17 protein-coding genes and 2 pseudogenes are annotated in these 19,980 nt (G+C 34.1%); 8 read left to right on the top strand and 11 right to left on the bottom strand.

The window, feature by feature from the left end; all coding sequences use genetic code 11:
* Window positions 1–4: 4 nt before the first annotated feature.
* From JFU18_RS25585 to JFU18_RS25550, 8 genes and pseudogenes are all read right to left on the bottom strand, one after another.
* Complete coding sequence (locus JFU18_RS25585) at window positions 5–1,051, bottom strand: agmatine deiminase family protein (protein WP_201034186.1); 1,047 nt, start codon at window positions 1,049–1,051, stop codon at window positions 5–7.
* A gap of 96 nt (window positions 1,052–1,147) precedes the next feature.
* Entirely contained in the window at window positions 1,148–2,890 is a 1,743-nt protein-coding gene (locus JFU18_RS25580; RefSeq protein ID WP_201034187.1) for an amidohydrolase, read from the bottom strand.
* A gap of 81 nt (window positions 2,891–2,971) precedes the next feature.
* Entirely contained in the window at window positions 2,972–3,793 is an 822-nt protein-coding gene (locus tag JFU18_RS25575; protein WP_201031542.1) for a MerR family transcriptional regulator, read from the bottom strand.
* Between the two features lie 44 nt (window positions 3,794–3,837).
* Window positions 3,838–4,815 (bottom strand): agmatine deiminase family protein, encoded by a 978-nt coding sequence (locus tag JFU18_RS25570; RefSeq protein WP_201031543.1) that lies wholly within the window; start codon window positions 4,813–4,815, stop codon window positions 3,838–3,840.
* Window positions 4,816–5,044: 229 nt separating this feature from the next.
* Window positions 5,045–5,967, bottom strand: a pseudogene (locus JFU18_RS25565) (bestrophin family protein).
* Window positions 5,968–6,145: 178 nt separating this feature from the next.
* On the bottom strand, window positions 6,146–6,565 hold the full coding sequence (psiE, locus tag JFU18_RS25560; protein ID WP_201034612.1) for a phosphate-starvation-inducible protein PsiE: 420 nt from the start codon (window positions 6,563–6,565) through the stop codon (window positions 6,146–6,148).
* A gap of 176 nt (window positions 6,566–6,741) precedes the next feature.
* On the bottom strand, window positions 6,742–7,899 hold the full coding sequence (locus tag JFU18_RS25555; RefSeq protein ID WP_201034188.1) for an agmatine deiminase family protein: 1,158 nt from the start codon (window positions 7,897–7,899) through the stop codon (window positions 6,742–6,744).
* A gap of 285 nt (window positions 7,900–8,184) precedes the next feature.
* Window positions 8,185–9,312 carry a serine hydrolase domain-containing protein gene (locus JFU18_RS25550; RefSeq protein ID WP_201034189.1) on the bottom strand — a complete coding sequence of 376 codons (1,128 nt, stop codon included), beginning with the start codon at window positions 9,310–9,312 and terminating at the stop codon, window positions 8,185–8,187.
* Window positions 9,313–9,573: 261 nt separating this feature from the next.
* Here JFU18_RS25550 and JFU18_RS25545 point away from each other — a divergent pair, with 261 nt between their 5' ends.
* On the top strand, window positions 9,574–9,801 hold the full coding sequence (locus tag JFU18_RS25545) for a hypothetical protein (protein ID WP_000750526.1): 228 nt from the start codon (window positions 9,574–9,576) through the stop codon (window positions 9,799–9,801).
* A gap of 94 nt (window positions 9,802–9,895) precedes the next feature.
* On the opposite strand, the gene JFU18_RS25540 is transcribed toward JFU18_RS25545, so the two are convergent.
* A complete protein-coding gene (locus tag JFU18_RS25540; RefSeq protein WP_242486461.1) occupies window positions 9,896–11,122 on the bottom strand; it encodes an MFS transporter in 1,227 nt (408 codons plus the stop codon).
* A 112-nt stretch (window positions 11,123–11,234) separates the two neighbouring features.
* Here JFU18_RS25540 and JFU18_RS25535 point away from each other — a divergent pair, with 112 nt between their 5' ends.
* The 3 genes from JFU18_RS25535 to JFU18_RS25525 all read left to right on the top strand — a co-directional run bounded on the left by JFU18_RS25535 (window position 11,235) and on the right by JFU18_RS25525 (window position 13,362).
* Window positions 11,235–12,086: a LysR family transcriptional regulator gene (locus JFU18_RS25535; RefSeq protein WP_201034191.1), complete on the top strand. Its 852-nt coding sequence runs from the start codon at window positions 11,235–11,237 to the stop codon at window positions 12,084–12,086.
* On the top strand, window positions 12,079–12,591 hold the full coding sequence (locus JFU18_RS25530; RefSeq protein ID WP_085312067.1) for a DUF3916 domain-containing protein: 513 nt from the start codon (window positions 12,079–12,081) through the stop codon (window positions 12,589–12,591). Before JFU18_RS25535 ends, JFU18_RS25530 begins: the two co-directional genes overlap by 8 nt.
* 93 nt (window positions 12,592–12,684) lie before the next feature.
* On the top strand, window positions 12,685–13,362 hold the full coding sequence (locus tag JFU18_RS25525; RefSeq protein ID WP_002167869.1) for a YdcF family protein: 678 nt from the start codon (window positions 12,685–12,687) through the stop codon (window positions 13,360–13,362).
* A gap of 144 nt (window positions 13,363–13,506) precedes the next feature.
* On the opposite strand, the gene JFU18_RS25520 is transcribed toward JFU18_RS25525, so the two are convergent.
* Both JFU18_RS25520 and JFU18_RS25515 read right to left on the bottom strand, forming a co-directional pair.
* The gene (locus tag JFU18_RS25520; RefSeq protein ID WP_233147358.1) at window positions 13,507–13,881 is read right to left on the bottom strand and encodes a hypothetical protein; all 375 of its coding nucleotides are present in this window, start codon (window positions 13,879–13,881) and stop codon (window positions 13,507–13,509) included.
* 112 nt (window positions 13,882–13,993) lie between these two features.
* Window positions 13,994–15,610 carry an FAD-dependent oxidoreductase gene (locus JFU18_RS25515; RefSeq protein ID WP_201031550.1) on the bottom strand — a complete coding sequence of 539 codons (1,617 nt, stop codon included), beginning with the start codon at window positions 15,608–15,610 and terminating at the stop codon, window positions 13,994–13,996.
* A 533-nt stretch (window positions 15,611–16,143) separates the two neighbouring features.
* Between JFU18_RS25515 and JFU18_RS25510 the strand changes: the two are divergent.
* The 4 genes and pseudogenes from JFU18_RS25510 to JFU18_RS25495 all read left to right on the top strand — a co-directional run bounded on the left by JFU18_RS25510 (window position 16,144) and on the right by JFU18_RS25495 (window position 19,871).
* Window positions 16,144–16,489 (top strand): annotated as a pseudogene (locus JFU18_RS25510) (ArsR/SmtB family transcription factor).
* A gap of 18 nt (window positions 16,490–16,507) precedes the next feature.
* Window positions 16,508–17,506, top strand: a complete 999-nt coding sequence (locus JFU18_RS25505; protein ID WP_201034192.1) for an NADP-dependent oxidoreductase — start codon at window positions 16,508–16,510, stop codon at window positions 17,504–17,506.
* Between the two features lie 177 nt (window positions 17,507–17,683).
* Window positions 17,684–19,150, top strand: coding sequence for a protein adenylyltransferase SelO (locus JFU18_RS25500; RefSeq protein ID WP_201034193.1), 1,467 nt, complete (start codon window positions 17,684–17,686; stop codon window positions 19,148–19,150).
* Between the two features lie 244 nt (window positions 19,151–19,394).
* Complete coding sequence (locus JFU18_RS25495) at window positions 19,395–19,871, top strand: hypothetical protein (protein WP_201034194.1); 477 nt, start codon at window positions 19,395–19,397, stop codon at window positions 19,869–19,871.
* The last annotated feature ends 109 nt before the right edge of the window (window positions 19,872–19,980 follow it).

Here is a 19,980-nt window from a genome sequence, read left to right as displayed (position 1 = left end):
TACTTTATGCTAAATGTTGCTGTGTCACACAGTGAATCATACCACCATACGCAAACAGTTCATTTACATAAACACCGACAATTCTTCTTCCTGGAAACTGTCCTTCAATGATTTGAAGTCCTAACTTATCATGTTCATCACCGTATATAGGAACCAATACAACTTCATTTCCAATATAAAAGTTCAAATACGAGCCCTTACAGTCTGCCTCTTTTACCACTTTTCTTGTTACAGGTACTGGTATGAGCTGAAATGGATTTCCATCTATATTTCTTGCTTGTCTCAATTCTTGATAATGCTTTTCGTACGCCTCCAAAAGGTACGACTCTCCTTCCCCGAAAGGATCATATTCATAAAGAATTGTATTTTCAGTTACAAAACGCGCTGCCCCATCAATATGGTAATCTGTATCTTCATCATAATTATCCTCTCCGCGAATACCAGTTATCCATATAAAATTCGTTACTCCCAAATACTTCGTTAACTCTATTTCAATCTCTTCCTGATTTAGTGTAGGATTTCGATTTTCATTTATAATAGAAGTTTTTGCCGCCATTAAGGTGCCATTTCCATTTATCTCTATTCCTCCACCTTCTATACAGACACTAGATTTAACTTTTGGAATGCTATACATTTCACTTATTTTTTCCGGAATAACAGCATCATTTTCATACGGATATTTATCCCCCCAACCATTAAATACCCAGTGTGTTAAACAGAGATTGCCTTCCTTATCTTTTACAAAGATCGGTCCATTATCTCTTATCCAAACATCATCCGTTTCTTCAATTAAAAAATCAATTTTATCCATATCTACCTTCGCTTCAATTAACTTCGATTGTACATGTACTTTTTCTTCCTCATCAAATACAACAATATGCACATTCTCACCGTAATGAAGCTCCTTTGCCATCGTTACCCAAATATCATCTAGCTTAGATCTGTAACCTTCACCTCTATGAGCTTTATCATGAGGCCATTGGAGCCATGTCCCCTCATGATTTTCCCACTCAGCAGGCATATAAAACAAACTATTTTCTATATTTCTCATCCGTGTTCACCCCTTCTTCGAATGTAAGTTCAGTCTAAACTTTGACATCGTGTTAAGGTCAACAGAAATATATTAACTACTTCATAAACTGATTCTTTATTTTCCCTTGTGATACACTACTTCTCCTTGTAAAACCGTCACTAAAACTTTCGCATTCGGAATCTTATCGACACTCATTTTAGTAATATCTTCATTTAGCAATACCATATCGGCTGATTTACCTACTTCAATTGAACCAGTAATATTATCAAGGCCTAATGCTTTGGCGGGCTTAATTGTATAAGCATCAATAGCTGCATATATATCAGATAAGCCTTTCTCTTCAATACTTAACGCATTCGAAATTGTCACAAGTGGATTCAGTTCGTTTACGTCCCAATCACTACTAAGCGATACATTTGCTCCTGTTTTCCAAATGCGTCCTAACGGCATAATTCGTTTCATCTGTTGATTTGTAAAATACGCACTTGCCCAGCTTTGTTTAGGATCTTCTGCAAAATCATGACCTACTTGGAAATCAGCGCTAATACCTAACTTAGCAAAACGATTTATATCACTATCTTCTACCATTTCCACATGTGTAAGCGTATAAGGTTGATTCGCCCCTTCTTTTTTCGCTGCTTCAATTGCATTTAAACTTTCTCTTACTCCGCCATCTCCAATTGTGTGGATGAGTGCACCGTAACCAATTTTATTGAGTTCACTCAACCACCACTTCATTTTTTCTTCTGGAATATAGTTCAAACCGTACGGGGTTCCTTTAAACCACTCAAATTTATATTTTTCTAGTATTTTAGCTGTACTATTAATACTAATTCCATCACTATACATTTTCACTTGATTAATAAGCATTCGAGATGATACATCATCACGCTTAATTTTTTTGAAATACTCCATTTGTTCTGCTTCATTTAAGTTCGGATATACCCACGGACGAAGTACTACTCGCGATGTTAACTTTTTCTCATCATTTACTTTATTCCAAACATCTAACCAGCCTCGTTTCCAATAGAGACGTCCATCGCCGACTGTAGTAATACCATTCTTCGCAACCTCATCTAAACCGTCTAACAAACCTTCATAGTTTTTTTCAAAGAGGTTTGACTGGGAATTCCATGCTTTTTCCATCACGATATCCCCTGCTGTATCATACAGAAGCCCGAAAGGTTCTCCTGTCTCTGGATCCCGGATGATTCTTCCGCCTTGCGGATCTTTCGTCTCTTTATTTATTCCCGCTACTTCCAATGCTTTTGAGTTAACCCATACAGAATGAGAAGTTCTTTCCATAATTAATACCGGGTTATTAGGAAATAGCTCATCAAGAACTTGTAATGGGGTTTGATGTTCTGATTTTTCATCCATGTCTTTTAACAGCTCTTCCAAACTGAACCCTGTTCCACTTATCCATTCCCCTGTCTTTATATCTTTTTTACAAGCTTTTAAATACGATCGTTGTTCTTGCAGCGCAGCATCCGGTGAAACACTACAATTCCCTGCTGCTGGTGATTTCGCCTCAAATATATGATTGTGATTGTCCACAAAACCAGGAAGAATAAAACGCCCTTGTAAATCCACCACTTTCGTATCTTCATTTATAAATCCTTCTACATCTTTGTTTGAACCAACAAATGTAATTTTCCCTTCTTTAACGGCTACAGCCTCTACAATGTCTTGCTTGTCATTTGAAGTATAGATTGTACCATTTTTAAACACTACATTTTTTGGCAACTGATTTGGTAGAACGAAGCTACCATTCTCACCTTCTCCTACTCCAGGAGTACACGCTGAAAACCATGTCATACTTAGAATCAGAAAAATAATCATGATTGTTCTTTTCATATTCTTTCTCCTTTTTATTATGATGAATTACTTACATAAATAGAATAAGGATTGACATAATGTTAATGTCAATCCTTATTCTCAGTCTATTTTCATAACTAAAAAACAAATTTGTGTCACATACTCCTCTACTAAACAATCACATTCAGGTCCCTTTATGTAGACCTCATATGGTGAACCATCTATTACATAACCATTTCTTTCAATCCATTTTTCTAACGCAATATAAGCGTAGCCTATATAGTCATAACTTCCATAATGCATAGTAGTAACGATTTGATGTGGATTTAATTTTTTTATTTCATATTCTTGTACTACATCTTTATTGTTCCCATGCATGACCGGAATCCTTAATTCAACATCACTTTCATTTGGAATATACTCTTCATCATAAAAGACCGTAGAGGGCGAACCGACCATTTGTAAGTTATGCTTTTGTACTTTTTCATATAAGTCATAAAAATAATCATCCATATCATCTATATTTATTTGCAGTCTTTGAGCAATTACTGTTATTTCATTTCTCATTCCAATAAATATATCGTAATTTCTATGACAAGCAGTATTTAAAGCATGATTCATATTTACCATTTCATTCATTTCTGAAATAACCTGTAAATTTTGTTTCACCTCATGAGACAACTCTATAATTTGTGCTTGCATATGTTTAATAAATGAATCTTGATCTGATGATTGAAGAATTATTTTAATTTTCGGTAAAGGAAACTTATACTCCCTTAGCTTTTTAATTTTCAGCGCTATTTCAAGCTGCCCTTGCTCATAATATCTATATCCATTTACCGGATTCACATATGCTGGTTTTAATATATCCTCTTTGTCATAATGCCTTAGCATCCGTGTACTCATTTTACAAATCCGCGAAAACTCAGTAATTGTATACATATAAATACCCCTTGAATACATTTTCTTATATATAAGCTTATTTATTAAAACCAATCAAATATTTTTCTGATTGAAGAACCTTCATTCTGATCGTTCACCCTTTTCATTTTTGAAGGTAACAAATGACTAGGACAATACCACGTTAAACAATTCATCGCGCCTCCCATTGTCGATATTTCTCCTACATGACTTTGAATAACTTGTTTCTCAGTATGCTGTTGAATATATCGTAAAACTTCCTCATCTTTAGCTAATCCAAACTTAGGAACGTAAAGCGTATCACATGTTTCTAACATATTTATATATAAACCTTTTGCTGACGCTATCTCTTCATCGTATTGACCCTTCTCTGTATATGACGAGGGAACAACTATAAATTCAGCCTCTGGCATTTGCTCTTGAATAATCTCTTGAACCTTATATCTAAATTCATGATCCCCTAAAAAATCACTAATAAACATTGTATGTTCATCAATAAATTTAACCATCCCGTCTGCGTGTGCAAGTACATCTCCCTCTTCAGCAGGAATAATAATAACCCGACTCACATCTAAATCCCATTCCAGTTGCTCTATAATTTCTTCTTCCGTCCAATCATAATTATCATCAAATATGCGTTCCGTTAATATAACGGTATCTTTTTTATTCCAAATAAGATTTCCACCGTCTAATATCAATGGAGATGTCACATATTCAAAGTCGTTTTTTTTCAACCATTTATTAAATTGTTGATCTAAATATCGTCCTTGATCTTTCGGTAAATAATTCGGTTGATATTTGAATTTAACTAGATGATTTGTTACAACTGGTGCAACATCTCTTAGCCAAATATCATCATACTCAAAAAAGTTTGTATGAAAGTCTTGCTCTTCAACAGATAAAGATATAAGTTGATCGGTAAATGCTTTATTTTCATTTAAGTATTCATTAAAATAAATAATGTCTTCATAAAATGGTCGATAATATTCATTCGATTCATCTGGTATTGCAGTAAAAATAATGCCACTATGTTTTTGTTCCATATTACTTACCTCGCTTTTTAATAATGATTGAATAACTGTTTTCAATAAGCCAACTATTCCCCAATTCATTTCTCTTTTCATTACAATTTTTGAAACGTGCACATTTCATGAATGGATTATAGCACGGAGAAATATTATATATTTATATAAAAAATATAAAGACGTCGTTAAGCCGTAAACTGACTCTTGACAAGATTTTTAAATTTTAATCGTCGTACACAATGAAGGATTAGATGATTTTTTTATCAAGATTCAAATCCACTACTTCTAATAGGGCGTTTTGATTATATAAATTCACTAAATGCGTTTCTACCCCTATGCAAATCCCTTCTAGCGGAAGATCGTTTGGATCCTGACCAAATGGATCCTCAATTTCAACCCCTATTGCTTCAATCCCTATAAATGCAAAACTTATAAACGTAGTTGCAAGTACTGTAAACCATCCAAGACTATCAACAAGACCAATCGATAAAGTCCCGCAAAATATGAGCAGTAAAATTTTAATATGAGCAAAATAAGCAAAAGGAATAGGCGTTGTTTTGATTCGATCACAGCCGTAAGCAGAGTATTCAAATCAGCTTCCATATTAATTATTGCATTTGGGTGAATTTGACCCGTTTTCAAACCTTTTGATAGTATAGTTTTTAACATAAAAACTATACTAATCGGTAAATGAATAGACTCAGCCAACATTTCTTTTTCCTTCTCAGAACAAATATCAAACAATGCTTTTATTTCGGATAAATCTTTTTCGTCTCTCAAATGTCCTTTCGCTATCTTTGGAAAAGCAATTAACAAATGTAAAAATTTTAATTTTTCCTGATCCTTCTTTTTCCCCTTAGACTCCCAATAACATAAAAAACTAACTGCCAAATTTCTAGTACAAGCACCAACCGTGCCAAATAACTTTCTACCTTCCCAATACCTATCATAGGCAGTGTTAGTACGAAAAACTAACAGTAGACCTAAAGCTCCTCCAACAATTACCCAAGGAGTTTGATTAATTATTATTTCTACATAATAATAATTAATCACAGTTACTATCGTTGAAATACATATATATAATAAAATTTGCGGGAAAATATCTCTTATAACTGTTCCCTTTAATGTAAATATTTGATGTAAACTATTTTGATTATTGTAATGAACCATATTTACAAAAACCTCTTTCCTTATTAACCTTTTATTCTTTTAAATTATGAAAGTATACAATTAAATAGTAGAATCATAAACCCTATTATTATAAAACTGGTTAAGATTATTTCTTTCAATACTATTACTCCTTTTTACCAAAAGATAAAACATCTTTTTTGATTTAAACAACAAACGTTCACTCTTCTAAATCACGACGCATTATTTTAGAATTTGCAATGAATAAAGCACTAATTAATACAAGAATCGCGCAAGCATATATCAATGAATCCATTGGACTATCATGGTCTATAATAATTAGACGAACAATAGCCGTAATACCTATATATATAAAATAACGCAATGGAAAATGAAAGTTCATTTGAAAATACTTTATAATCATTACGATGAATTCAAAATATAAAAAGAATACGACAATGCTATCAATTAAATGATAACTAGATTCCTCACTATTTAATTTAAGTTCTTGTATAAATTGAATAACTTCTTTCATAAGAAACACACTTAAAACAATTCCCAAACAGATCAAAGCTACATTTATAATGTACTGTAGAACGATAGAGAAAAACGAAAATACTCTTTTTAAATTCTTTAACACAAACATTTTTCTCCTTTTCCATATAAAACAATAATGACAATATAATTTAATTTTATTATAGTTATATTAAAATTATACATTCCACTCTTGTTACAGATGTTAAAACAAGACAAAATAAGTAAAGATAGCATTTCACCTATTTTGTCTATAAAGCAGCATAACAAAACTATAATCAATTACTTCAATTGAATCGGTTGTTGCTGTGTCACACAATGGATCATTCCGCCATTTTTATAAAGCTCTCTCACATCAATTCCCACTACTTTACGATCCGGGTATAATTTCTGAATCGTATCGTTTGCGATTTTGTCATTTGGATCATTATAGTTAGGCACCAATATAACTGTATTCCCAACATAATAATTGATATACGACCCCTTATAATCTAGAGTTTTTCCACCTTCTAAAGTAACTTTATCTTTACTAAGCGGTAAGTATTCGTACTTATATTTCTGTCCTGAAGCATTTTTTGCATCTAACAATTTATCCATATCTTTGTTTGACAAGCCCCATTCAGCCAAGTCATCTTCTGCCATCGTTACGATTGTAGATTTATCATGGAATTTAGCAAATCCATCAATATGAAAATCAGTAATATCTAAATTAGGCACTCCATCTAACCAAATAAAGTTTGTCACCCCAAGGTCACTTATATATTTTTCAATTTCCGCTTCTGATAAATCAGGATTTCTATTTTTATTCGTTACTGCGCTTCGAGTTAATAAAGCAGTCCCATTGCTGTCTAATTCAATTGCGCCACCTTCAAGGACAAATTTCCCCCAATCAATTCTTTCAATCCCTAATTGTTTACTAACATTCTCACGTATACGGGCATCATTTTTATATGGAGTTTTCTTTCCCCAACCATTAAATGCTGGATCTAATATTTTTAGATTTTTATTATTGTCATAAACAAAAATCGGTCCACTATCTCTTGCCCACACATCATCAGTAGGAGCGATAAAGAAATCAACTTTATCCATATTCAGCCCTTTATCTATTAAAAGCTTATTGATTCGCTCTTTCTCTTCCTCATCATATGCAACAATGTGGACTTTTTCACCCTCAGTTAAAGCACTTGCCATCTTAATCCAAATAGGTTCAACTTCTTGTTTATACTCTTGACCATATGTGTATTCATGAGGCCATTGTAGCCATGTACCTTCATGTTTATCTTTTTCATCCGGCATCGTATATTTTCCAGCGTTTTTCTGTACCTCTACTTTTTTATCCTCTTTCCCTTTGGCATTTTCATTATTCCCTTCAAAAGAACATCCACTAATAATCGTTGTAGATAATGTAGCTATTAAACAAAACTTGACTATTTTTTTCATTTTTCAACCTCCTGTTCATGTCTACAATACTGTAAGGCTTAACATAGTGTGAAGCTCAAGCTTTTTCATCAATGTAAAAATTACCAATTATTCTTCCGCATGATAATCACATAATTTCAATACAAATAGATGACATTCACAAAATACACTTCCTATATTTAACATCCATATCATTTAACTTCCTTCATAAATTTATTCTAATACTAATCCCCTCTCATACATGCTTGTTCACTAAATAAAAAAATCGGTATTGATAATTTTATATCAATACCGATTTTTAAATAATTATTTTCCTTCTATTAAATCATTCGCTAATTTCCTAAACTCTTGATTAAATGTATCATTCATACCATTTTGTACGTTAGAGAATAATATTACAAACGTTCTTTTATCCCAGTTAAAATTATTAAAAGTGTTCCAGCCAGCTAATACACCGTGGTTATGATAATAATCTGGGTAAATATAGAAGCTAAATCCATATTTTCTCGCAGGTGATACTGTAAACATATCTGATAAGCTTTGTTTAGAAATCAGCTTTCCATCCATAATAGCCTCATCTAATCTTTTCATATCTTCAACGGTCGTATACATTTCACCACAACCATACAGCCAGTTCATTTTTAAGCGGGGTGTAGCTATTAACTCATTATCTTTTTTCGTGTAACCTTCTGCTAAGAAAATATCTTCAGGGAGAGTTGCACCCATACCAGATTCATTCATTTCAACAGGAGTAAAAATGTTTTCTTTCACATATTCAGCAAGCGGTTTATTCGATATCTTTTCTACAATATACGCAAGTACCATATAATTATAATCTGTATATTTCCATCCTGTCCCTGCAGGAAATTGCAACTTTTGCGCTCCAATCCACGTTACTAACTTTAAACGTGATGCCGCATCAACACTACCTTGTCCCTGATCTGGTAACCCAGACGTATGTGTTAACAAATTTCGTAACGTAATTTTTTTATCTGCTGGAAACGATGGAATATACTTATTTACATTGTCTTCAATATTCAATTTCCCTTTTTCTCTTAGCTGTAATATAGATATTGCAACTACTGTTTTCGTTATGGAACCGATGCGATATTTTGTTCTTGGCGTTGTTAAAACTTTATCTTTTATATTCGCATACCCGTAGCCTTTTCGTAAAACCACATTATTTTTATCCGTTACGAGAACCGTTCCGTTAAATCCTTTATCTTTTAAATATTGATCGAGTTTCGTTGCTGCAATATCATAACGTTTTTGCTGATTCGCATCAACTTTCGATTGAACATTTCCAACTTTATCCTCAAATTTTGAAAATGCCTTCAAACTGTATTTCTTTTCTTTATTTGCATGTATGAGTGCAGCGACACTCCCACAAAAAATAGCAAAAACAAAGAAAGCAATTAACCATTTCTTAAACATATGGGAACCCTCTTTTATCTAGTTTCACTTTATACTTTTCCATTCTATTCTATATCTTTTAGTTTTTAAATATCTTATAATCTATCTACTCTATTATTTCTCATAGCAAACTAGATTCCTTTTTCTAACGTTCAAATTTTAACTACTCTCTATTGTAGTTCTTTTTTACAAAATTTCCACCTTACAATCGGATACATCCAACTTTAATTTAAATTTTTTATGTAACATTCGTTACACATTAACAAGAATGGAGGCGTTAATTTGAAAAAGACCGATAAGCGCAATCGTTTAGATGATATGATGTTTCATTATCGAGTAACAAAAAACAATATAGTTTCAATTGAATATTACGGAAAACAGATTATAATTTTAAAAGGAAATGATGCTGAAAAATTTTTAAACAAAATAAATCGGGCAAGTAACGAAAAAGAAAAACAGCTTATTATGGCTAAAATTACAGGTAATTTCAAAAGAGGAAATGAGCGTTAATGAAAACGAATCTCATTTCTAAATTGATTATACAGCATATAAAAAAAGAAATGTCACTCTCACGACATTTCTTTAGATTTTCTTCATAAAAGATTTACATTTTTAATATTCTTTTACTGTTACATAAATTCACCGCTGAAACGCTTAGTAATGCAGCTATACCTATCCATGCATATGTGTAGCCTTTTCCATCTACTATATAACCAAACAAAGCAGGTGCAAAGATAATAGCAATTTGATTAAGTGTAAGCGCAAAACTCACTGTTAGGCCTACCAATTCCTCACTTGCAGACTCAGCAACTTCAACCATAAAAAGACTAAACCAACCGATCGCAAAGAACCCTAGCAGTCCGCTCATCACAAACAATGCCTCAAGTGTCATTGTGTTTATACTCATTACAACAACTAAAATTAAGCAAAAAGATATACATACAGTTATTAATAAAGGTTTATGACGATCACCTTTGTAATATGTATCACTTATTGTAGTTAATATAATTCGCCCAATCATTCCTGCAACTAGCATAACTGAAAATACTTTCCCTGCTACAATAGGTGTTATCGATTTTTCAACAGCTAAAAATTTCATAAAATGTCCGACTAATATCATTTGTAAAGAAATCATACAAATACCTGTAATAAAAATTGGATACAGCTCTTTTTTACATATCACCTCTTTTAATTGCATCCAAAAAGAAAGCCTTACATCTTCTCGGCTAGTGTGTTCTCGGGCGTTCGATTCCTTATAAAATATGAAAAACAATAACCCACCTACTATACATATAGTTGCAATAACATTTATCGTATAAGATAAACTAAATTTAAGTGTAAGCAAAGGGATCGTTACTCCTGCTAACGCCCCGCCAATAGGTATACCAGCTTGCCGTATTCCCATAGCTAATCCGCGCATTTCTTTCGGAAACCATTTCAAGATTACTTTACTTCCCCCTGGCTGGGATACGCTATAAAAAGTTCCTATTAAAAGAAGGACAAATAATAGCCCAATAAATCCCCTTGCCATATGAGCAAGTAAAAGTGCCCCGCCAAGTAATACAGTGCTCGATCCAATTAATATTCTTTCGTTATATCGATCAAGTAACCTTCCGGCAAAAAGCATACAAAACAGCGGACCAATATTTACAGCACTTATTAACAACCCAACCTGCATATTCGAAAGTACATATTTCTGTTTCCAAAATAAAGCGAGTACCCCTACTCCATATGTTATAAGTGTTGCACTTGCCTGTGCTACCGTTGCCAAAGTTAACATGATCCATTTATTAGAACTACTGTACTTTTCAATTTTTTCTTCACTTATCAACGTTATCTCCCCCATATCCCTTTCATTGTATGAAGGTTCTGATATCATGTAAAATAAGTGTTAATAATAGAATCCATCAAAAAAATTGATACCTTTTTCGGGGTGATAATAAATGGATATAAAAGATTTAACGGTTTTTTACGAAGTTGCGACAGTAGGAAATATATCTCATGCTGCTAAAAACTTAAACTATGTACAATCAGGTGTAACGATGCGTATAAAACAACTAGAAATTGAGTTAGGTGTGCCTTTATTTTATCGAAATGGAAAAGGCGTTACTTTAACTTCTAACGGAGAAATTTTATTAACATATGCAAAACAAATCATCCACTTAATCGATCAATCCATTCAAGCTGTCCAAAGTAACGGAACCGAGCCAAAAGGCACGTTAAAAATCGGATGTACAGAATCGACAACAGCCGTTCGTCTCCCGCCCATATTAACGACCTATTATGAAAAGTATCCAGAAGTTGAATTGATTCTAGAAACAAACACGACAGACCAATTAACTCAGCTCGTTTTAGAGCGAAAACTAGACGGGGCTCTTATCGCTGGAAATATTCAGCATACTGAACTTCATACACTTTCATTTCGAGAAGAAGAACTCGTTCTCATTAGCAAGACTCCTCTAGCTTCCTTTAAAACAATAGAAGAACTGAGTTTACTCGCTTTTAGTCAAGGTTGTTATTACAGAAAACTATTAGAAAACTGGCTTCAAGAAGAAGGGATTTCACCTAAAAGAATACTAGAGTTCGGAACAATTGAAGCAATACTTGCATGTGTAAAATCAGGTATGGGCGCGGCTATTATGATGAAATCCATTATTCCAGATTATGAACATGGTGTATCTTTAAATACATTACCAAATCACTTTAAAAAGGTTCCTACTACCTTTATTACTCGAAAAGACATTTTTCACTCAGCTGCCTTGCAAAAATTTATGGAGATGATCAACAATGCGTGAACAGAAAATACGCGGAATGAAACGAAAAACAAAAACTCTTATAAAAAGAATTGAAGACGCCACTAAAGCATTTCCATCTACTTTCTATAACGATGAATACTGGCATATGCCTTTACCAGGCTCTCAAGCTTTTATCGATTCTAGTACAACACCTAGGAAAGTAAAGCGATTGTGCATTCAAACCCTGTTAAATCAAGCGAATCAATTAATGACAATGAAACCGAACGATACAAATACATATCGAGTCGTTGTTATGATTAAAATAGCAAGCTTATGGAACTCACAAATCATCATATTTAAAAACGATGACTACTTTCAAAATTTTTTCAATAGAGATAACGAATTTCAAAAATGGATTCCCCTCTCCAATGCTTCCGACTTCGGGCATGAATGGAAAATATCAATTTCTAACAGTGTCCAAACATTGCATTTCCAAGAGATAATCAAGGATGAAGATGGATTTAATGATGAAGGAGAACTTTTGTTTATAGGAGAGTTATCATAAAAGGGGAACTGTCAAATGAAAAACTTCCCTTTTTCCACTAAACAACATCGCTATATAATGAATTTAACATTTCACTATATAGGAGGTTTTCATATGGTAATCCCTAAATACCCTGAAGTCCCACATCTTACGAAAAAACAAATTGAAGAAATAACCGAAATCGCTTTCCTAAAAGAATCAACACCACAACAGTGTGATGCAATTTTCGTTTTCGGTGGTTCCCATCCTGGTAATTGGCAAGCTCCTTTACATGCTTATCAACAAGGTTTAGGTGCACAAATTATCGTCACAGGTGGTACTAGTTTACATGGAATGAAACATCCAAACTGGAATTATGGAGATTTATCAGAATCAGAAGTAATTGTTAACAAGTTAATTGAACACGGTGTACCGGAAGATGCTATCATTTTCGAGAAAAACTCTCTCCATTCTATCGCAAATGTAATTGAAGCTAAGAAGATCTTTGATTTTACAACAATTAACAGTTTACTATTTGTATGTAAAAGCTTAGGAGCAGGCCGGCAATATAGAGTATTAAAAAAACATTTACCAAAACATATAACTTGTATTCCATATACATTTGATACAAGTTTTGATGGTGATTTTATAATTAATAGATATAATTGGATGGAAAATGAGAAAAGTCGCTCTATGATTTTCGGCGAATACTTGAGAAATGTTTGCTACGGCCGAAAAGGTGGAATTGAACCTCCTGAGAAAGAGATTGAAGGATTAGAAAAATACGTAGTATATTACCAACATCTTGCATAATATTTTTTCAACATAAAAAATATCGGGAAGCCAATATAAAGGCTTCCCGAATATTCTAATGATGCATAAATAACACTAAAATTACTTTTCCTTTTTCATTCCCCCACATAGACGCCTACCATTGTACACATATTGTTTAACATATTAAGCCAACGCAGCTGGCGGCAATAATTGTGGTCCTTCCCCGGTGCGTGCCAATACCCAATCATCGTAATACCACATTTCTGTTTGGCGACGACTCATCATATAATCCCAGCGTACTTCTCGCTCAAATTCAATGATTTGTCCGTCACCACCAATTGTCACCCAGTTAAAACTTCCGTTATTATGCATCATCTTTATCCATAGAACAGGAAACTCCACAGTTTGTCCCCCGTCAACATAATGTCTAGTTTGTTTTTCTATACGAAGTAAAGTTAGGCCCTTTGCATATTGTCGATCAACCTTTTCCATTACATCCATCGCTATTTTCTCTGCCTCATCCTTATGAGGTAGTTTATTAGCGTATACTGGCATCATATTCGTGTAACTTAAAAGATGCTTACTCTTTTGAGAAGTAATAGTTGTTATATGAAAGCCACCATAATTCAGTGGTTCTTCTGCTTTTGAAATACAAGCGTTGTTTTTATATTTAATTACATAATAAACGATTCATTATCTCTTCAAGTAATATACCCGGCTTTACTACCTCATTTTCCGTACGCCATCCAATAAATCCATCTGGTCTTATTACTACCGCTCCTCCATTTTCTATCCCGTATAGTTTTCTAAAAAAGTTACCTTGATGGATAAAATCACCAGTTAAACCTACCTGATACACTTTTATCTTTACTCCTAATCCAGATGAAACAACATTTGCAGCTTCAGTCCAAGTACTAGGCTCTGCTCCAGTAAGTAACACAAAGTTGCTACCAAATAGATCAAGTATAGAAACTTCTTTTCCTTCATAAGTTCCCAAAAAATGTGGCGCACGCGTTCCCGGGCGTCCGTTCAAATCAACTATATTCATTCTATGCGGTGTGTTACATTCGTCTATAATTGCTTCTGAGCAATACTGATAACCAGCAGTGACAGCTAAACTATCCATATTACTCAAATTACCTTCCTCTCGATTCGCAGCACGAAATAATATACTACTCGCATAGTCCGTCGTTAATTTTGCAACAGGATATCTCTCGTCATGATAGGTTTCTAACAATTTTGGATTTGCTTTCCCTTTTATAACAGCCGCTAATTTCCAAGCTAAATTATGTGCATCTTGTATTCCTGTATTTGAACCGAATCCTCCTGTTGGCGGCATAATATGCGCCGAGTCACCAACTAAAAAGATGCGATTGTCCTGAAATTTTACCGCTGTACTTTCACTCGCTTCCCACGGCAAAACACTTACTATTTCTGGCTTAATATCCGTACTTCCAATTGCAGTTTGAATAATTTGTTTACAGCGTTCTATAGAGAAATCCTCTGGTCGCTCCCCTTTTACTGGATCATAAGCTACATGATAAATCCATTTACTTTCGTTATCGACTGGAATAAGCGCACCAATTACTTCTGGATGAAGTATCATAGTAAAACCGAATGCGTCTCCTTTAATAAATTCACTCAAATCCGCTTCAAAATATATGTTCATATAATAACCACCGATTGTACCACGGCCCTCGGTTAAAATACCTAACTGTTCACGTATTTTACTTTTCGCTCCATCTGCTGCAATTACATAATCACAATGAATCATGCTCTCTTCTTTCGTTTTACGATTTCGAATCGTTGCTATTACTCCGTTTCCATTTTGCTCATAAGAAACTAGTTCATGATAAAAAGATAGCTTCCCGCCTAATCTCTGTGCTTCTTGTAACATCATCTCCTCTAAAGTAATTTGATAACAAGCAGTTTGTTTTGATGGGCTAATCTCTTCCACTTTACGAAATAAATTTTCGTTATTTTCATACTGCGCCGCCCTTATTTGTTCCAACTCTTCATGCTTTACCTCAGCTATTGTTTGAACTGCAATTCTCCCGTGACAATTCTCTAATGCTTTACCAGCTAATCTAATTCCTTTTTCTAGACCCAGTTCTCGGAATAATTCCATTGTGCGAAATGTAATTCCACCCGCTTTCGGATGAATCGCAGTAGACGGATGCCTTTCAATAAGTACATAATCAATGTTATGTTTCGCAAGAAATAATGCAGACGATAATCCTGATAATCCCCCTCCAACAATTAAAACTGGTACATGTTTCGATTCCATACATTTTCCCTCCACATATATTCTTCTGAGCTCAGTGACATAAATATAATCAAAAAACCAACAAAAATATAGACTTATATTTCATTTTGAATTATCATATAGATAGATTACGACCCAAATTACTTTTATCCTTTCATACATCTACAAGTCACTTAATTTGTGTGTGTATGAAAGAATAAAAAAGAAGGCCCTACTTTACTTTGAACTATTCTCTGATATAGACATCAAAAATAATAAAAACATTATAAGCGGTCGTAACCTTGTAAATTATACAAGGTTACGACCGCTTATTTTATTGTTAAATGGCTACCCTTTATCCTCGGCAGACAACGCATTGTTAAATCATTTCCTACCGTTCAACTCCATTATTTTCTATTCCCTATAATAACTACTCCATTATTTTCTATACGTACAAATTGATTCGTCTCGATTTTCTTTCTCAATATTGCAGCTCATACAACATTCATGTAGCATTACCGTATCAATGTAATGGTTCATCATCTTAAACCTTTCGACTAATTATTGGAGGTATAGTGATTGAAATGAATAAACAAGAACAATTAAATGTTATTAAAGAAGATTTTATTAATTGTCAAAAAGTATTAGTGGCAATTGGTGACGAAACACGTCAAGCTATTTTGTTAGTTCTAATGAAAACAGAATGTCAAACTGGATTACGTGTTGGCGAAATCACTAAACAAACACACCTTTCTCGACCGACAGTATCACATCACCTTAAGATTTTACGAGAAGTCTGGTATTATTTTAATGCGTAAAGAAGGTACAAAGAACTTTTATTATATTGACATACGTACAAAATTAGGATTATTAAAAAATCTTGTATTAGATATTGAGAAGCTACTGCAAAACTTTTATTGAACTTTGGAGGTATAAGAAATGAGAGCAATGGTGATTGATAAATACGGGAAAGTTCCAATGCGTATGACTGAGATGCCCACCCCTGAAATAAATGAGTATGAGGTGCTCGCAGAAATTCATGCAGCTAGCATTAACCCAATTGATTTTAAAATACGCGATGGAAAAGTGAAGTTGTTACTTAAATATAAAATGCCCCTTATTCTTGGTAATGACTTTTCTGGTGTCATTGTAAAAGTCGGAACAAAGGTGACTCGATTTAAAGTTGGTGATGAAATATATGCACGTCCAAGAAAAGATAAGATCGGTACTTTTGCGGAATATATAGCCATTCATGAAGATGATATAGCCTTAAAACCGAAAAATTTAACTTTTGAGGAAGCGGCGTCGATTACACTCGTTGGCTTAACATCATATCAAGCATTACATGACATCATGCAATTACAAAAAGGACAAAAGATTTTGATTCACGCTGGATCCGGCGGTGTTGGTACTTTCGCAATTCAGTTAGCAAAAATAATGGGTGCCACTGTTGCAACAACTGCTAGTGAAGCTGGTGAAAATTTAGTAAAGTCTCTTGGCGCAGATGAAATTATTAATTACAAAAAAGAAAAGTTTGAAGATATACTGAAAAATTATGATGCGGTATTTGATACACTTGGCGGTACAGCACTTGAAAAATCATTCGATATTATAAAAAGCGAAGGGAACATTGTTTCCGTTTCAGGAATGCCGAATGCTCGCTTCGGTAAAGAATTTGGTTCAGGATTTTTCAAAACACTCTTATTTTCATTAGCAAGCAAAAAACTTACTGCACTTGAAAAAAAGCATAATGCTCAATATTCGTTTTTGTTTATGAAACCAAGCGGAGATCAATTACGTATAATTACAAAGTATATTGAATCTGGACAAATCAAACCTATAATCGATCGCATTTTCCCTTTTGAAGATACTCAAAAAGCAATGGAATATTCAGAGTCTGGAAGAGCAAAAGGAAAGATAATTGTAAAAATCAAATAATAATAAAACTCCATTTTTTTAAAATGGAGTTTTATTATTTGCTGTTAAATAGACATAGTGCAATGAAGTCCTTACAATAGATTTCAAGGGGAAATATCATATTATACTTTTAGCTAATTTTACAAAGAATACATACGTACAAATACATAATAAAAAAATAAACAAGGAGGAGATAAAATGACTAAAAATAATGAAGCAGGTTGGAATTTAGATAATAGTTATACGACTTTACCACAATCATTTTATACAGAAATCCCCCCAACTCCTGTACATTCACAGGAGTTAATTAAACTAAATAATTCTTTAGCAATATCTCTTGGCTTTAATCCTGAGGAACTAAAAAAGGACGCTGAAATCGCCATTTTAGCTGGTAATACTATTCCAGAAGGAGCTCATCCACTAGCTCAAGCGTATGCTGGGCACCAATTTGGTCATTTCAACATGTTAGGAGATGGTCGTGCCCTTTTAATTGGAGAACAAATTACTCCTTCAGGCGAACGGTTTGATATTCAATTGAAAGGTTCCGGTCCAACTCCATATTCGCGCCGTGGTGATGGTCGCGCTGCACTCGGTCCAATGCTACGTGAGTATATTATTAGTGAAGCGATGTACGCGCTTGATATTCCAACTACTCGCAGTTTAGCAGTAGTCTCAACTGGCGAACCAATCTATCGCGAAACGAAGTTACCTGGAGCTATTTTAACTAGAGTTGCAAGCAGTCATATACGCGTTGGAACATTCCAATACGCCGCAGCTCGAGGCTCAATCGAAGATCTCAAAGCTTTAGCTGATTATACGATAAAAAGACATTATCCAGAGGTTGAATCTACTGAAAATCCATATGTCGCACTACTACAAGAAGTCATTAAGAGACAAGCAAGCCTTATCGCAAAATGGCAACTCGTTGGCTTCATTCACGGCGTAATGAACACTGACAATATAACGATTAGCGGTGAAACGATTGATTACGGTCCATGTGCCTTTATGGATAGTTATAATCAAGGAACAGTATTTAGCTCTATTGACACACAAGGCCGTTATGCATACGGAAATCAACCATATATGGCTGCATGGGATCTCGCACGTTTAGCTGAATCTTTAATACCGATACTACATGAAGATGAAGAAGAAGCACTAAAAATTGCACAAGATGAAATTTCAAAGTTCAGTGTGCAGTACGAAAACAATTGGTTCCTCGGAACGAAGAAGAAATTAGGACTATTTAGCAATGAAGAGCAAGATCAATCACTTATTGAGAAACTTTTAAAAGCAATGGAAAAATATAAAGCAGATTATACAAATACATTCCGTGCATTAACTGACAATATATTAGAAAATGCACCTTTATTTGAAAGTCCTGAATTTAAAGAATGGTACGAGCTATGGCAATCTCGGTTAGAAAGACAAAAAGAATCGAAAGATGATGCATACAAATTAATGAAAAATAACAACCCAGTAATCATCCCTCGAAACCACAGAGTAGAAGAAGCACTAGAAGCAGCTGTTAAAAATGGAGACTATAGCGTAATGGAGAAACTTCTTCAAGCTTTAGCAAATCCTTATGAATATTCTCAAGAACAAGCGGATTACTGCACGCCTCCAGCGCCGTCGAATCGTCCTTATAGGACTTTTTGCGGGACGTGATTGTTTATCTTTAACCTTTAAATTTATTATTCATACACTTATTTCCTTACACCACTTGAGAGAGTGGTGTTTTTGTCGAATTTATTTTTCTTGATTTTCAAAATACAAGAAGGTTTTACAAAATATTACACAGAATTATGTAGTATCGTAAATTAGGGGGGAATTCCCCTATTACGATTTGTGTTATTCTGTCTAATTTCACAAACGAATAACACAAATAAATAACTATAAGGAGAGATAAGATTTGAAAAGAAAAATTGGTACAGTTGTTGTAGGATTATCAGTACTTGGTTTTGGTATTTTTGGTGTAAGCATCGGGGATGGCGGAGTTGTAAAAGCTGAACATGGAGATGTTCCAGCGCCTAAATTAGAAAATCATGGTGACTACGGAGGGGCTCCTGCTTTCAATAAAGGTGATACTTTGGCTCCCACTTATGATCATGGAAGACCTCCAGTTTCTAAACAGGATAGCCATGCTGATTTCCCTGCTCCTAAGCAAGACAGTCATGCTGATCTCCCTGCTCCTAAGCAAGACAGTCATGCTGATCTCCCTGCTCCTAAGCAAGAAGGTCATGCTGATCTCCCTGCTCCTAAGCAAGAAGGTCATGCTGATTTCCCTGCTCCTAAGCAAGAAGGTCATGCTGATTTCCCTGCCCCTAAGCAAGAAGGTCATGCTGATCTCCCTGCTCCTAAATTAGAAAATCATGGTGAGCACATTTAAAAATCCCCCCTTCAATTATGAAGGGGATTTTTAAAATTTATTATTTTTATTTACTTTCTCAACTTTTTCTTGGTTTGAAATAAAATATTCATATTTTGAACCCCCCATA

The sequence above is a fragment of the Bacillus sp. TH22 genome (genome assembly GCF_016651015.1).
GTDB classification, from domain to species: Bacteria; Bacillota; Bacilli; order Bacillales; family Bacillaceae_G; genus Bacillus_A; species Bacillus_A mycoides.
Note: the sequence above shows the minus strand (reverse complement) of the source record. Positions and strands in the feature narration are given on the sequence as shown.

Excerpts from the sequence above, each read along its gene's own strand:
- JFU18_RS25585 (WP_201034186.1), bottom strand. The coding sequence starts at position 1,051 with ATGAGAAATATAGAAAATAGTTTGTTTTATATGCCTGCTGAGTGGGAA.
- JFU18_RS25580 (WP_201034187.1), bottom strand. The coding sequence starts at position 2,890 with ATGAAAAGAACAATCATGATTATTTTTCTGATTCTAAGTATGACATGG.
- JFU18_RS25575 (WP_201031542.1), bottom strand. The coding sequence starts at position 3,793 with ATGTATACAATTACTGAGTTTTCGCGGATTTGTAAAATGAGTACACGG.
- JFU18_RS25570 (WP_201031543.1), bottom strand. The coding sequence starts at position 4,815 with ATGGAACAAAAACATAGTGGCATTATTTTTACTGCAATACCAGATGAA.
- JFU18_RS25555 (WP_201034188.1), bottom strand. The coding sequence starts at position 7,899 with ATGAAAAAAATAGTCAAGTTTTGTTTAATAGCTACATTATCTACAACG.
- JFU18_RS25550 (WP_201034189.1), bottom strand. The coding sequence starts at position 9,312 with ATGTTTAAGAAATGGTTAATTGCTTTCTTTGTTTTTGCTATTTTTTGT.
- JFU18_RS25535 (WP_201034191.1), top strand. The coding sequence starts at position 11,235 with ATGGATATAAAAGATTTAACGGTTTTTTACGAAGTTGCGACAGTAGGA.
- JFU18_RS25530 (WP_085312067.1), top strand. The coding sequence starts at position 12,079 with ATGCGTGAACAGAAAATACGCGGAATGAAACGAAAAACAAAAACTCTT.
- JFU18_RS25525 (WP_002167869.1), top strand. The coding sequence starts at position 12,685 with ATGGTAATCCCTAAATACCCTGAAGTCCCACATCTTACGAAAAAACAA.
- JFU18_RS25520 (WP_233147358.1), bottom strand. The coding sequence starts at position 13,881 with ATGATGCCAGTATACGCTAATAAACTACCTCATAAGGATGAGGCAGAG.
- JFU18_RS25515 (WP_201031550.1), bottom strand. The coding sequence starts at position 15,610 with ATGGAATCGAAACATGTACCAGTTTTAATTGTTGGAGGGGGATTATCA.
- JFU18_RS25505 (WP_201034192.1), top strand. The coding sequence starts at position 16,508 with ATGAGAGCAATGGTGATTGATAAATACGGGAAAGTTCCAATGCGTATG.
- JFU18_RS25500 (WP_201034193.1), top strand. The coding sequence starts at position 17,684 with ATGACTAAAAATAATGAAGCAGGTTGGAATTTAGATAATAGTTATACG.